7 protein-coding genes are annotated in these 15,297 nt (G+C 43.5%); 3 read left to right on the top strand and 4 right to left on the bottom strand.

All coding sequences use genetic code 11. The annotated features are described in order from the left end of the window. Window positions 1–103: 103 nt before the first annotated feature. The 4 genes from SNE25_RS23135 to SNE25_RS23120 all read right to left on the bottom strand — a co-directional run bounded on the left by SNE25_RS23135 (window position 104) and on the right by SNE25_RS23120 (window position 11,776). Window positions 104–1,747 (bottom strand): RagB/SusD family nutrient uptake outer membrane protein, encoded by a 1,644-nt coding sequence (locus SNE25_RS23135; protein WP_321561382.1) that lies wholly within the window; start codon window positions 1,745–1,747, stop codon window positions 104–106. Window positions 1,748–1,757: 10 nt separating this feature from the next. Continuing rightward, window positions 1,758–4,742 (bottom strand): SusC/RagA family TonB-linked outer membrane protein, encoded by a 2,985-nt coding sequence (locus SNE25_RS23130; RefSeq protein WP_321561381.1) that lies wholly within the window; start codon window positions 4,740–4,742, stop codon window positions 1,758–1,760. 466 nt (window positions 4,743–5,208) lie between these two features. Continuing rightward, window positions 5,209–9,201, bottom strand: a complete 3,993-nt coding sequence (locus SNE25_RS23125; protein WP_321561380.1) for a hybrid sensor histidine kinase/response regulator transcription factor — start codon at window positions 9,199–9,201, stop codon at window positions 5,209–5,211. A gap of 244 nt (window positions 9,202–9,445) precedes the next feature. Then, on the bottom strand, window positions 9,446–11,776 hold the full coding sequence (locus SNE25_RS23120) for a glycoside hydrolase family 31 protein (protein WP_321561379.1): 2,331 nt from the start codon (window positions 11,774–11,776) through the stop codon (window positions 9,446–9,448). 635 nt (window positions 11,777–12,411) lie between these two features. Between SNE25_RS23120 and SNE25_RS23115 the strand changes: the two genes are divergently transcribed. The 3 genes from SNE25_RS23115 to SNE25_RS23105 are packed head-to-tail and all read left to right on the top strand — an operon-like array spanning window position 12,412 to window position 14,889. Continuing rightward, the gene (locus SNE25_RS23115; RefSeq protein ID WP_321561378.1) at window positions 12,412–13,347 is read left to right on the top strand and encodes a pentapeptide repeat-containing protein; all 936 of its coding nucleotides are present in this window, start codon (window positions 12,412–12,414) and stop codon (window positions 13,345–13,347) included. Between the two features lie 11 nt (window positions 13,348–13,358). Beyond that, a complete protein-coding gene (locus tag SNE25_RS23110; RefSeq protein ID WP_321561377.1) occupies window positions 13,359–14,120 on the top strand; it encodes an ABC transporter ATP-binding protein in 762 nt (253 codons plus the stop codon). A 1-nt stretch (window position 14,121) separates the two neighbouring features. Next, window positions 14,122–14,889 carry an ABC transporter permease gene (locus tag SNE25_RS23105; protein WP_321561376.1) on the top strand — a complete coding sequence of 256 codons (768 nt, stop codon included), beginning with the start codon at window positions 14,122–14,124 and terminating at the stop codon, window positions 14,887–14,889. The last annotated feature ends 408 nt before the right edge of the window (window positions 14,890–15,297 follow it).

Below are 15,297 nucleotides of genomic sequence, written 5' to 3'. Positions count from 1 at the left end.
GATTAATTTTTTAGCTCGATTGTCAATGATATTAGATAAATAACAGGGCGGCATTAAGTTCGCCCTGTTATTTACTCGATTAGCTTCTTTTTATTAGGTATGTTTAATAACCCGGATTTTGTTTCAGATTGCCATTGGTATGAAGCGCGCTGGTTGGTATAGGAAGCAACGTGCGGTATGCGCCATTAGGCGAGTGCGACAACCATGATTTGGTCGTAAATACGCCAAACCTGATCAGATCCTGTCTGCGCCTTCCTTCCTGGGCAAATTCCCATCCTAATTCATCCAGAAAGCGGCCATATTGAATATCTGATACCGTTTCATGGGTGGTTGTGAGGTGATTGTTCAACCCATAATCATACACTGTACTTCCGGAGGAAAGTTGCGCGGCTGTAACGACGGCTTTGGCAGGGTTACTGGTAAATGCCCTTTGCCTTACCTGGGTAACCAGTGTTGCTGCGGTAGCGGCATCTCCCGACCTTAGCAAAGCTTCTGCTTTCATCATCAGTACGTCGGCATATCTCAACAAGGGGAAATCGTTGCTCATACCCACCAGTTCTCCGGCAACGATCTGGTATTTGCCCAACCTGAAACCATGTACTTCTTCAGAGGAATCGACTCCGGGCAATGAATTGATATAGGCTAAGGGTTTGTTTTTAAAAGCCCCTATTGTCCCGTTCAGTGGTGCCCCAGCTGCTGTGTACTGCTGACCCTGCACCCAGTTACTTGTCAGACGGCTATCCTGTGGGTCGAACGTATTGATAAATTGTGGAATGGCGCAGATACCGCCCCATGGCGAGTTTTGAAAATTGTAGGTCGCCTGGTTCTCCGGTTGAAGCGTTTCCATGTGTAAGGTCCATGCCGTGTTTCCGTCTGCAGTAAAAACCTGATCAAACGGTATGGCGAACAATATCTCCTTCGAATTTTGATTTTGCTGCAGGAAAACATTAGCCTGATTGCTTTCCAACGAATAAAGGCCGGATGCTATAATGGTGTTGCAAGCGGTTATACAATTCGCATAATCCGGGGTTCCGGTATAAACACCGGCATTCAGGTACATTTTGGCTAATAAGGCTTCTCCCGCCCATTTATTGAAACGCCCGTATGTAGTAGCATCATTCAGCGTACTTAGTAAGGGCACATTAGACGTCAGTTCCGAAATGATGAAATCATATACTTCTTTTCTTGTACTTTGCGTTGGTACAAAACCTGCCGGTAGATCAAATTTGGTCACGATAGGCACGTTCCCGAAAAAATCAATCAGTGCATAATAAAAAGACGCGCGCAGTACCTTTAGTTCTGCTGTAATCTGTGCTTTTCCTGATGTAGGTATCGGTATCAGGCCTGCATCTATCTGGTACAATACCCTGTTGCATCCGGTGATTCCCGCATAGGCGTTAGTCCAGATCTGATAGCTGTTATCTTCGTCTGCCGTCCATTTATGGGTATGCATACGCCTGTAAATGCCGCCATCTACCCATCCGTTTGGCCTTTGTGGGATTACCTCTTCATCGGCGGAGATTTCATTTGTCCGCCATATGGCGTTGGAGCTTCTGCCTAATTCCAAGGTCCTCCAACTGGTATACGGAGCCCCTACTAATGCCGCAACATCGGCAGAACCAGGAGTAAATTCACTCGATACGATCTGGCTATAGTTTTTGGTTGCCAGTTTTGTGCAGGAAAAACTTCCGAAAAGGAATATTATTCCACTAATTATAAAACATATCTTTTTCATTTCAATTTTCATAACATGGTGATTAAAAACTGGCTGAAAGCCCGATGGTATATGTCCTGATCGTTGGGTAGGTGTCACGGGATTCCATGCCTGGAGCAAGCCCGTTCGTATCTCCGAAACGGTCAACTTCAGGATCAAGGCCTTTATATTTGGTAATGGTGAAGGTGTTCAGGGTAGAAAGATAAATTCGCGGATTGTGTACGAATTTACTTTTCAGCTTGCGCCAGGTATATCCCAGATTGATATTGTCGATCTTCCAATAATTACCATTTTCTACGTAGTAACTGTTGAATTCAAGCGGTACGGTTTTGTTCAGCACTGCAGTACCAAATACCTTATCCTCCGATGATTTTAAGCGGTTATAATTAGTTACAGAGGTGTTTTCGTAGTTCATCCGCAGGGCGTTTAGAATCTGAAAACCAAAAGCACCGCGCATGGTCACACCAAAATCCCAATCTTTGTAATGGAGCGTGTTATTCCACCCAGCGTAGTATTTGGGAATACCGTTTCCTAATACCTGCTTGTCATTAAAACTGTGGTTAAACTGGTCATATTGCTTAGTGGTACCGTCAGGCTCCTGATAAATCCATTTGCCATCCGGCGATACGCCCGTCACCTTGAATCCATAAAAATCGCCGATGTTGTGACCCACCTGTACGATATTGGTAAAAGTGGTGATAGGGTCGCCGGTGTTACCAGTGGTAAAATAAGGGGTTGTGGCTTTGTAGAGGTCATTAGACAGACTGATTAACTTGTTGGAATTCGTAGAGAAGTTAAAGGAGGTTGTCCATTGAAAATTTGTTTTACGTATAGCATTGATATTAATCACGGCCTCCAGCCCCTTATTTTGCATTGTTCCCGCGTTGGCGAACGTTGAGGGGTAAAGGTTAGGTGGGCTGGGCACCGAAAAATTATATAGCAGGTTAGTTACTTTACGTTGGTAAACATCAAAGGTGCCGGTAATCAGTCCTTTTAACAAACTGTAGTCCAGTCCCAAATCAGTTTCATGTTTTTCTTCCCAGCGAAGCCCGGGATTAGCATTTTGAGCTGGGGCCAGCGTTTGTATAAACTGGCCGTTATATAAAATATAATTACCATAGCCAAGTAAACCGACACCCAGAAAAGATTGTCTTGGGGGATTGCCTGTTACGCCATACCCTGCGCGGAACTTCAAGTCGTCGAATATTTTTTGATCTTGCATAAATGATTCCTTGGTGATCCTCCATCCGGCTTGTACAGCAGGAAATGTTCCGAAAGGCTTACTTGCTCCGTAAAATTGGCTTGCTCCATCAACACGTAGGCTTGCGAGTAGCAGGTATTTATCCTTGTAATTGTAAGTCAGCCTGCCAATATAGCTGATCAGGTTAGTTAAACTCTGCCCGCTATTCATCAAAGCGTTACCTGCTTTTAGCGCGGCCCCCTGTTGTATGGCATTGTAGCCGAATAGGTCAGTTGGGAAATTATGATTGCCCATTTCGGTAGTAAAAGAATTGTTATCCTGGTATTCATAACCACCCAATAGTGTTAGGCGGTGGTCGCCGAAGGCCTTTGAATATTCAGCCGAAAAATTCAGATACCTGTCTACAGACTGCCCCTGCTGAATATCTGCTACACCACCCTGGTTATCACGGATGGTTGAAATATTTTCAAAATTGGCGAAATACCGGTTCAGATAACCGTGCTTTGTATAGGAACCGATAGCGGAAAACCTTAAACCTTCTATTGGTAAAAAAGTTATCGTAGCGTTGTATTTGCTGGTGAAGCTTGTTTGCGGCTGATCGGTGTTAAAAATGTCAGATACCGGGTTCTGGTATTCGAAATTGTTGGGTTCCTGGTAAAAACTTCCATCCGGCATCCTCACGGGAGCAGTAGGGTTCATTTTCAGTTGCTGCTCATAATCGTAAACATTAAATGGATGGTCATTAAAGTTAGTTTGCAGCAGGCCAAGGTTGAATTTTAGTTTTCCATCCAGCATGGAATGGTTAATATCAACCCGGCCGGTGATCTGTTGGTGGTCACTTTTCAGGAAAATACCCTGGTTGTAACGATAATTCAGGGAAGCAAGGTAATTTGTCTGGTTATTACCTCCTCTGAAAGTTAGCCCATGAATATGGGAAACCGGAAAATTATTGCTCATGGCCTTGATCCAGTCGGTATTGCTTCCAAGGTCGTAAGAGGCCTGCCTGGTACCTCCAGCAATCTGCCTCCGGTAATCATCTCCGGTAAGTAAGGCTGGTTCTCTTGAAATCTGGCTATAAGTCTCATTGCCATTGTAATCCACCTGGTTGATCGCATTGCCGCTGGCACGCTTGGTTGTGATAATGATTACACCATTCGACCCACGTACCCCGTAAATTGCCGCTGATGATCCATCTTTTAATACCGATATTTCGGCGATATCTTCCGGCGCTACAGTCAACAAATCACCCGGAACCCCATCTATAATATACAGCAGCCCTAAATTACCATACAACGAATTATTACCGCGTAACATAATTTGCGATTGGGCATTGGGGTCACCTGAAGGGCTTGAAACAGAAAGACCCGCCACTTTCCCTTTAAGCAATTCAGCGGCATCAGAGACTGGCCCCGTCACAAAATCCGTTGATTTGACTGTCGTGACCGCGCTGGTTACATCAGCTTTTCGTTGCGCGCCATAGCCTATAACAACCACCTCACTCAGTGATTGGTTGTTATCTGAAAGCGTGACGTTGATTACGCTAAGGTTGTGTACTGGAATTTCTTTGGTTGCAAAACCAATAAAAGTAAATACCAGCGTCGAATTAGCGGGGGCGTTCAGTTTATAATCGCCTTCCAGTGAAGTCAGGGTACCCGTCACAGTTCCTTTTACCTTGATACTTACTCCTGGGAGCGGTATACCTTTGTTATCTTTTACTATCCCCTTTACGGTTATGTTACCGTTTTGGGCATTGGCACACAGAGACAGGAATGCTAAGAAAAAGGCACATAGCAACCTGCACTTTGAATAAAGTCTGTTTGTTTTCATGAAATTAGTTTATAATTATTGGTTTATAGGTTTTGGAAAAGGGGATTAATAATTGTTTTTTTAACACTTATTAATCGATAAAAAATTAGTATGGTCTGTTCATAAGCTTTGTTTTAATGGTTAAACCTTGATTAATTAGTTGATCGGGATATACATAAAGGTGACTGGCTACCTCATTACAGTTTTAATCTATTAATTGCTATTACACAATCAATAGGAGGGCTTGAAAAACGGCAGCCGAATCAGCGCTAGCTGTTAGTCTCATCTTGAATGAAAATTGGTTTTATAACTGGTTCTGATATTGGCTATCAGACAGTTGAAGGTACGGCTGGATAAGCCCTTGTAAAAAACACTGATGTTGAAAAAAATAATAACTGTGATGAAATTGCGGGCAATTTGGAAGAATAAACGCTTGTTTATGTTACAAATAAGAATAAACGCTGCCTAACGTCAGAATTATTGGCAATTAGTTGATTTGAGAAGCTTCGTTACTGGCCGCGTGATGATCTGCATAATGAGAAGGTTTAACATCAAATTCTTCCTGAAAGCATTTGCTGAAGTATGCCGGATTGCTAAAACCTACGCGATCAGCAATTTCTGCTACGGATATCTCCCGCAAAGCTAACAGTTGCGCTGCTTTTTTAAGTCTTACAGAGCGAATGAAAACGGATGGTGTCTGCCCGGTTATGGAAACCAATTTACGATACAGCCCCGATCTTTCCATGTTCATATCGCTGCTGAATTCTTCAACAGAGTATGTCGAGTCGCTCAATTTTTTCTCTACACAGTCCAAAGCCCTTTTTATTAATTTTTGGTCAATTTCGGAAGCAGTTACCATAGAGGGTTGAATAACGATAGCTGTCTTAAACAACTGTTTACGCTGTTCCTGCTGCTCAATCAGATTGCGTATCCGTACTGTAAGAATATTAATATTGAACGGCTTGGTTACATAAGCGTCCGCCCTTACCTGGTATCCTTCATATTGCGATTCATCGGAAGTTAAGGCTGTTAATAGTATTACTGGTATATGCGAGGTCCTGATATCCTTTTTTAAGCTGCTGCATAGCCCTATACCGCTCATGCCAGGCATCATGATGTCGCTGATTATCAAGTCTGGCGATTGTTTTAGCACCAGGTCATGGGCTTCCTTCCCATCAGCAGCAAGAATGACATCATATAGTTGTATTAACTGTTCTTCCAGGAATTTACGGAACTCATCATTATCTTCAGCAATTAAAATGCTGATCCTGCCAGTAGTTCTACTTATATCGGGTTCCTGTTTGATCGTTTCCGATAAAAGAGGCTCAAGATTTAACGGGATAGAAAATGTAAACACACTCCCTTTTCCAGGTTCGCTTTTTACGTCTATAGTGCCATGATGCAATTGTACATATTCCTGCACCAGGTGAAGTCCTATACCGCTTCCTGTATTTGTTGCCCCCTGATTGCCCCCCTGGAAAAACCGGTTAAAAACTTTTGGAAGATCGACCTCGGGTATACCTGAACCTGTATCAGCAACACTGACGGATATAGCAGGGGTAAGCCGGTCAGGTAAAAGCGTGTTTTCAATCGTAAGGGTTATTGCTCCTCCATCCGGAGTGAACTTGAACGCGTTTGATAACAGGTTATTCAATATCATACCGAATTTTTCCTGATCAAGAAACAGCCATAGTTCTTGCGGACAAATCCTTTGAAAGGAAATGCCTCTGCCAGGTGCTATCTCCTGAAAAGGTCTGCACAAATTGGCGGTTAGCAAGTCAGCATTCGCATAGTTTAAATGCAGGATTTCTCCGTTTAGTTCAAGTCGTCTGAATTTAAGCAGCTGATTAACCAGGTTTAATAATGATTGTGCATTCCGGTAGATACCCGTAAGCTGGGATTTGAGCGGTGCATCTCCGACTTTTTCTAATATCACCTCAAGCGGACTTAGGATCAGGGTAAGCGGCGTTCTCAGTTCATGACTGATATTGGTAAAAAAGCTGAATTTCATCTCATCCAGCTTTTGCTGTTGAAGTTTAAGTTGTTTGGCCTTACTTTTTCTGACGATCCATAAAATGGTAAAGTAGATGAACCCGATCCCGGCTATCCAATATAACGCCAGCATGAAAGTAGTTTTCCACCACGGAGGAAGAATAGTGATCTTTAATGTAATTGTTTTCCCACCCCAATTCCTGCTATTGTCCGCGGCCCGCACTTTAAGCTGGTATGATCCCGGGGCCAGGTTGGTGTAAGTGGCCCTGCCAATTCCATCAGTTGTCGCCGTCTCATGCCAATTGTCATCCACGCCGTCCAGAAAATACTGATAATAAGACTGAGAGGGGTTGATATAATTAAGCGCCGAAAAAGCGAGGGTAAGAAAATTTTGATTATGGTTTAATATTACGGCCGTGGAGGTAGTGATTGAACGTTTCAGAATTTTATTTCCATTATAAAAGTCTCCTGGTTTAATGGATTGCCCAAACACCTGGAAGTCTACAAAAATCGGATCAAGGTTTTTTCGGGCATCAAAGATCCGCCGCAGATCCACTTTGTTAAAACCGTCGATTCCGCCTAACAAAAGTGATCCGTTCCGGGTCATATAAGATGCCCCCTGTGCAAATTCATTATTTATTACACCGTCGTAATGGTTAAAATTCATAAAATTAAACTGTCTTTCAGGAATACTGTCAAGCACCCTGACACGAGATACTCCATTGGCGGTTGAAACCCAGATCGATTTCTGATCGTCTTCGGTAATCGACTGGATCGCGTTATTGACAAGACCATCTTCAGTATGAAAACTACGCAACTTTTGTTTCCTTCCATCCCAAACATTTAAACCGTCCTGCGTACCAAACCATAACAAACCTCGGCTGTCGGCCAGCAAACAATTATATTGATGGTTATTATGATGAAACATGCGGAAGTTTTGCTGATAGTTAATCAATTTAAACTCATTGGTATGCGTATTATAAGTAAATAACCCGCTGTTCGAGATTCCTAATAACGAGCCTTGGTACCAGACCATCTGGCGAATCGAACTGAGTTTGTCCCTATCTGCATTTTTTATGGGGATGCTGGTTAGTTTACCCGAATAAATATTAAATTCAGCGAGACCATTATTTTCGGTGCAAATATAATACCGTCCCTCCGCTATCTTCAGTAAACTGTTCAGGTTGCCAAATGCGTAACGACTGATCTTTGTTCCCGAGATAATAAATAAACCTTCAGATGTACAAACCAGGATATTTCCCTGTTGATCGGATAACATGGATTTACAGTTTACACCTTTTAAAACAGGTGCAAAAAGGGTAAGTGTTTCCTCCTTATCGGAATAGCGGAAAATTCCCTGGTCAGTTCCGACCAACAGACCACCCGCTTTATCTTCTGCAAAGCTGGTAATATATAATTCCTGGTTTTCCTGCAAAGGAAAGAGTGATTTTCCGATATTTCTGAACCGGAAACGATCCGGATGAAAATATAGCAACCCTTTATTCAACGTTCCCAGCCAAAGGCCGCCCTGGGCGTCAAAAAACAAGTTGCTGACCTCTATATTGATAAGCGTGCCGTCTACCAGGTGAAGTGTCGGGCTGAATCTTTGTTCCTTAAGGGTATTATCCATTGTCCAAAGTCCTTTCCTGCAACAAATCACAACTTCCCCTCCGGGCCCGGTAGCCAAAGAGTTTAGCCAGTAGTCAGTTTCGATCACCTTTTCCCACTTTCGCTGTTTATCGTTATAAACCAGCATCACGCCACGCTTACCATTTCTTAACAGATAAAGGGTGTGGTTGCCCTGAACCACGTATAAAGTGTTCATATAAGCACCGGACGTTAACCCTTCCAGTGTATTTTGCCTGCTGATCTCCTTTTTGGTAACTACATCATAAACAACCACTAATCCCGAACGATAGAAGACATGTAAATTTCCATCAGTCACGGCGACATCGTAAATGGGGTCAGAAGATCCCGCCGGAGACATTACTCTTGATAAAAAGGTCGTGGTTTTGTTGGAAGCCGAAGCCCGGTATAATAGCTTGCCGGAAACTGTTATCAACCATAAGTTTTTTCCGGCATCCATAAAAAAGTCCGATAGGGGCTCATGAATGCCCATACTTGCCAATACTTTTTCCGGGTGCTCTTCATATCGTTCTGTTCCTGGGTTAATCAGCATGAGCTTTCCCCGTGTCTTGATCCAGAGATGGTTTTCATTTTCCACATAAACATGATGAAAACCTATATAGCCTATTAACGGATAGGTGTGCTCATCATTTATGTGGATATATTGAAACGATGTCCCGTTATACAGGTTAACCATGCCCACCGTAACCACCGCTATTCTTCCGTCCGGCAATTGATTAATGCTCCTGACGCTGCTTTCTGAAAGTCCGTTACTGCTTTCTATAGGGGTATAAGCACGAAATTGTTGCGCAAATGATCCATGGGTAATCAACAACAATAACAAGATAAACAACACTCTCACAACCGTATATTTAATATGGCGCCTTATTCAACATAGTGCCAGGATTTAAAGAAATAAAAAAACTCCGGTCATATGTTGCTAACGCGCGGTTTCCGGATTTTTAATTTAGGCTTGCCTTTAGAGCAATTAATCAAAATGAGCTTTAAATATACAATTTCTGATTCTATGAAATAACATACACCGTTTTTGAAAGTGTGCCGTTGCCATTCCCCGGTTAAACAAATAGCAACGGCACTGTTTTAACCTACATCTTTACTGAAACGGCCTCTCCTTTATAATTAACGATCCTGTCAACTTTTTTGGATAATTTTTCTCCTGTCCCTTTCATTTTGTTTACTAAAACGATATTAAACTTTCTGTTAGAGAGGGAACCTGTAAAGCCCCCTTTCTTTTTAGAGATCGTCAGTGTGCTGGATTCATTGTTCCAATGGAAGATGATCTCCGTATATTTCCCGCTTTCGTAGTTGTAATTGTCGTTCTCATCTTCGTAGAGCGTAAAATCTCCATCGGCACCCGGATAAATCCTGATTTGCAGATTATCCCATTTTTTTTCCGTAGCATACTGCACTTTAGGTCCCCACGGTACAATAGAACCTGCTTTTACGTATACCGGAATGATATCTAAAGACGTTGTCCGGTCTACCGTCTTGCCTCCGGCTATCGACTCTCCTGTCCAGAAGTCGTACCAGGTAGCACCCGATGGTAAATAAACGGGCCAGCTTTTAGTGCCTTTATCAGTAACCGGAGCTACCAGGAAGGAGCGGCCAAACAGATATTCACTGTTGTTCTCAAAGCCTTGCTTGTCTGTATTAAATTCTGAGCTTAAGGCCCTGATGAAGGACCCTGAGCCGTGTGTTACATTCCTGGCGGTTGAATACAGATATGGTAATAAACTGTAACGCAGGTTGATGAACTTCTCCTGTACATCAAAGGCCCAGTCGCCAGGCTTGCCGAACTGGTATATTTCCCGCGGTATATCTGTTCCGTGCGAACGCATCATCGGCGTAAAAGTTGCAAACTGCATCCAGCGTACATAAAGCTCCTGGAAATCAGGATTCTTAGCACCGCCGCCCTTTACAAAACTGCCGGCGAAGAAGCCTCCTATATCACCATTCCAATAAGGAAGACCAGTTAAAGAAAAATTCACAGCCGCGGGTATTTGTCTTTTAAGTGTGGGCCAGTTTGAGCCAACATCTCCGCTCCAGGTATTAGAACCATAGCGTTGTTGTCCGGCAAACGCCGAACGGGTTAACAAAATCACACGCTTATCCTGCGAGGTTTGACGTTGGTGCTCGTATACTCCGCGGGTGTGCTGTAATGGGAACGCATTCTCTACGCTGCGATAACTGCCCAGGTATGTAGGCTGATTGAAATCATCATCTTTCACATTGATATGATCCGGTTCGGTCGAATCCAGCCACCATGCGTCAGTACCCAGGGAGAAAATACCTTTATTCAGATAATTCCAGTAAATGTCCCTTGCAGATGGGTTGTAAACATCATACGGGCGCGTATTTGCCCCGGGTGGCCAGGTGTCGAAATTAATGAGCATGTTTTTGGCCTTAAACTCCTGGTATTGTTTTGTTTTAGGGGCAAAACCCGGCCATGATACAATAAAAAGATGCGCATTTAATTTATGCACGCTATCCACCATACTTTGTGGTCGGGGATAAGTGGTTGCTTCAAAGCCCATTGCATTCCAGTTATCATCCTTGCCCCAATATTGCCAGTCCTGCACAATGCCATCAAGCGGTATTTTTAATTCACGATATTTTTTAACCACATTAACGAGCTCAAATTGAGTTTTATAACGCTCTCGTGATTGGTTAAAACCATAAACCCACAACGGCATCATTGGTGTCTGCCCGGTCAGATCACGCATACAGGCCACAACGCCATCAGGGTTTTTGCCATACATGTAATAGTAATCAGCACAGTTACCTATCTCCGAATCAAAGGAAGTTTCCTGGATATTGTCGTTAAATGTTGTCGGTGAGTAATTGTCCCAAAATACGCCGTAGCCTTTAATTGACTGGAAGAAGGGTATACCCACCTTCATATTCTCCTGCCGAAGGTATACCTTTTGGCCTCGCTGGTTCAGTTTACCATTTTGTTGCTGGCCCAAGCCATAAATAACCTCATCCTTATCTAACAGAAAGGCCTGCCTTACCGAAGAGCTAATTTTACCGGCATCGTTCACTACCGTAAACTGAGTGCCGTAATCTTTTTCTGTAAACAATGGATTGTCCCCGGCATCTGAAAAAGAAACCCTGCCAGTTTTTAGATCTAATGCAACCTGCAAAGCTGTGCTTTTTAAATAAACGGTATTGTTTTTTTCGTTGACAGTTAGAGCAGTTGTTTCAGGTTCTTTTATTACCGATAAGCTTTCCTGTTTTAAAAGCCCGCCCTCGGGCAATTTAATAATTCTGACAATTGTTGCGGAGTAAAACTGAACTTCTATGTCTATAGATTGGGTGTTAGCTTTTACCCCAAACTTGGTTCTTTGAAAATCCTGGGCAAATGATCGTGCGGAAAAAAAAAGTAAGATAATAGCTCCTATGAATTTTGTCTTCATACTTATAGGATAAATGGGATTTTAGATTGGTTTATAGTGTCGGTAAATTTATGGGAACGGATTTTATTCAAAGCCACAATTATGATGAAAAAAATAGCACACCCGTTGAAATTTCTATATATACACCTGGTAGTAAGGTTAGACAATCTGCAGGTGATTGCCGCAGCACACCAATTATAATACTAAATTAAATTCAGGAGAAACTCTTCGACAATCCTACTTATCTCCATAGAGAGATAATTGCAGTTTTGTTGAAAAAACTAAAGCTTTATAAATCCACTTAGTTCATTAGCGCTTGTATTGTCAATGGCAAAATCTGGTTTCAGAATCATCTTTTGATACTATTGGAAGACATGGAATTGATCTAAATACTACGTTCAATGGGGGCAAAATTTCATCCACCATTTTATCACCCGTAACTACATGGGGCGGGGAGAGTCAAACATACCTGAATGTCCACTAACAAAAGTTCACGTTAAAATATTCGGAGATAATACGTCCTTGATAGGTGTAAATTGTTAAATAACAACTATAAGTAGCGTCATTACAACTAATAGTAGCCAGGTTTTTGCTGACCCTAAAAATGAACCCATCTATCTTTGTAGTGTCGAAAATTCAAATAAAAAAACAGTATTATGGAAATGAAGATGATCGGTAGCAAAATTGCCGAAGCACGAAAAAAGATAAATATTTCTCAGGCAGAACTGGCTGAACGCTTATTTATTAGCCCGCAGGCCGTTGGGAAATGGGAACGCGGGGAGTCAATCCCGGACATTATTACGGTTAACCGCCTCGCTGAAATTTTTGGTGTTGACCTGAATTATTTTTCAGGAAACGCTCCATCCGCAGCCGATGAAACAGCTTTTAAAATGGCCAGCGACGGCATTGCCGGCATAGAACAAACGGGAGCGCAGGCTACGAACGAGTCGGGTTCACAGGAGCTAATGAACTTCAGCGGGAGCAACCTGCAGGGGAGTGACTTCTCGGGCGTTACCGCACCTAAACGGAAATTTAATGGAAGTGCGCTGCGTGGCGCTGATTTTTCAGGCGCGGATCTGACAGGCAGCTCATTTGTGGGCAGCGATATAAGTGAAACTAATTTCGATCGGACGAACCTGACAGATTGCACTTTTTCTGCCAATGACCTTGCAGGAGCGAGCTTTAATGAGACCATCCTCGTACGCACCCAATTCCGCAGTTCGGCGTTGAACGATGCAAAATTCACCAATGCCTCATTGATCGACGTTATGCTGACCAAGACCGATCTCAGGAAAACGGTCTTTCAAAACTGTGTCTTTAACGGCGTGGTTTTTAAATATTCCGATCTTAGCGGAGTATGCTTTGATAAGCAAACTTTTACCGGCGTTAAATTTCAAAGCACGTCGCTGCATGAAGCTACATTTCATGGCGCAACACTCCGGAATGTATCTTTTCGCGCCACCTATGCCTTAACGAACCGGTTTTACCGTACACTCCAAACCATCCGTTTTGACGGGGCCACGATGGATAAGCTGACCTATGCCGCACTCAAAGGCGTAGGGGTTGATCTGTCAAAAGTTACAATTATATAAAAGCTACGGATATGCAAAACAATTCAATTCAAGTTAAAGGGCTGCATAAGTCCTATAAGCAGCTTTATGTGCTGAAGGGTGTAGATTTCGAGGTGGAAAAAGGTAGCATTTTCGCTTTGCTTGGCTCTAACGGCGCAGGCAAAACAACGATTGTCAAGATCCTCACCACGCTGCTGAAACAAGACAGGGGAATCGTTACTGTAAACGGATTCGATGTGGCGTCAAAGCCCAACAGCGTGCGACAGTCGATCAGCCTGGCCGGGCAATTTGTCGCCGTAGACGAGATATTGACAGGGCGGGAAAACCTGATCATGATTGCCCGGCTGCGGCATCTCAAAAATTCACGCCAGCTCGCGGACGATCTGCTGAACCGTTTTGGGCTGGGCAATGCCGCTGACCGTAGGGTTTCCACCTATTCTGGCGGTATGCACCGCAGACTCGACATCGCCATGAGCCTTGTAGGAGATCCGCCAATCATTTTCCTCGACGAACCGACCACTGGGCTTGACCCCGAGGTGCGTATCGAGTTCTGGAGGATCGTCAAAGCGCTTGCAGGAAACGGTACAACGGTCTTCCTGACCACCCAATATCTGGACGAAGCTGAACAGATCGCCGATCGGATTGCTATTCTTCATCAGGGTAAGATCATCGTGAGCGACACGTTAGTGGAGCTGAAAAAGCGGTTTCCACCCGCAAAAATTGAATATATTGAAAAACAGCCTACGTTGGAGGATATATTTCTTTCAATTATCGGCAAAAAGGAGGAAAATTAAAATGGAAACGATAAAGAACTATTTTTTCGCAGATATGGAGGTCATGCTTGGACGTTCCATGCGCCACATCTTTCGCAGCTTGGACACCATCATTACAGTCACCATTATGCCGATTGCGATGATGATGTTGTTCGTTTATGTATTAGGAGGCGCAATTCAAACAGGCACAGGCAGCTATGTGAATTACCTGTTGCCCGGTATACTGCTCATTGCGGTCGCAAACAGTGTTGGCTACGTATCTTACCGCCTATTCTTAGATAAGCAAAGGGGCATATTCGAGCGTTTTCACTCTATGCCAATTGCGCGCTCGGCTGCGCTGTGGGGGCATGTGCTGACTTCGCTTGTATCCAATGTGATGTCGGTTGTCGTGATCGTTCTCGTGGCGCTCCTGATGGGCTTTCGCTCACCGGCTGGGGTATTGTCATGGCTTGCCGTGGCTGGCATACTCGCGTTATTTACGCTGGCTTTGACATGGATTGCAGCGATTGCCGGATTGTCCGCAAAATCAGTGGATGGCGCGGGTGTAATTGCTTATCCCATCCACTTCCTGCCGTTAATCAGCTCTGCATTTGTGCCTACCAGGTCCATGCCGCGCCCGGTTCGCGCTTTCGCGGAAAATCAGCCGGTGACCGCGATAGTGGAAACCATCCGCGCGCTGCTTTCAAACCAACCGGTAGGTAATGAAATATGGGTAGCTCTTGCCTGGTGCATAGGAATTATGCTCGTGGCTTATGCCTTTGCAATGAGGGTATATCAAAAACGGGGATAACAGAACAGTGGCTTTTGCAGAGCAAAAGATGACATCATTGGAAATAGCAGGCCGGACACAACACTAATAACATTATACCCGGCTTGCTCATATTAGCTACTTATCACTGAGCATGATCGTGTTACCCTTGCGGCCGCCGATTATAATGACCTTGGCTTTTGGAGATAACGCAATCTCTTTTTGGGCTTTGATCGCTTCATATTACAACTACCTACCTGACAACCTGGTAGAAAAGCAAATTGAAGACCAGGAATTTTTCGTTTCCAAAGCGAGAAGGTTATTTATTGATGATAAGATTCAATTCGATGACTTCACTAACCTAAAAAAGAGTATCAGGTTTTATCGAATGATTTGAAAAGTGATCTTCAAAAAGTTACAATTAAGTTAAACTGTATCGATAAACAGGTT

The organism is Mucilaginibacter sabulilitoris (assembly GCF_034262375.1).
Taxonomy (GTDB): Bacteria; Bacteroidota; Bacteroidia; order Sphingobacteriales; family Sphingobacteriaceae; genus Mucilaginibacter; species Mucilaginibacter sabulilitoris.
The sequence above is the reverse complement of the archived record's forward strand: the minus strand, read 5'-3'. Positions and strand labels throughout refer to the sequence as shown.

Excerpts from the sequence above, each read along its gene's own strand:
- SNE25_RS23105 (WP_321561376.1), top strand. The coding sequence starts at position 14,122 with ATGGAAACGATAAAGAACTATTTTTTCGCAGATATGGAGGTCATGCTT.
- SNE25_RS23135 (WP_321561382.1), bottom strand. The coding sequence starts at position 1,747 with ATGAAAATTGAAATGAAAAAGATATGTTTTATAATTAGTGGAATAATA.
- SNE25_RS23115 (WP_321561378.1), top strand. The coding sequence starts at position 12,412 with ATGGAAATGAAGATGATCGGTAGCAAAATTGCCGAAGCACGAAAAAAG.
- SNE25_RS23110 (WP_321561377.1), top strand. The coding sequence starts at position 13,359 with ATGCAAAACAATTCAATTCAAGTTAAAGGGCTGCATAAGTCCTATAAG.
- SNE25_RS23130 (WP_321561381.1), bottom strand. The coding sequence starts at position 4,742 with ATGAAAACAAACAGACTTTATTCAAAGTGCAGGTTGCTATGTGCCTTT.
- SNE25_RS23120 (WP_321561379.1), bottom strand. The coding sequence starts at position 11,776 with ATGAAGACAAAATTCATAGGAGCTATTATCTTACTTTTTTTTTCCGCA.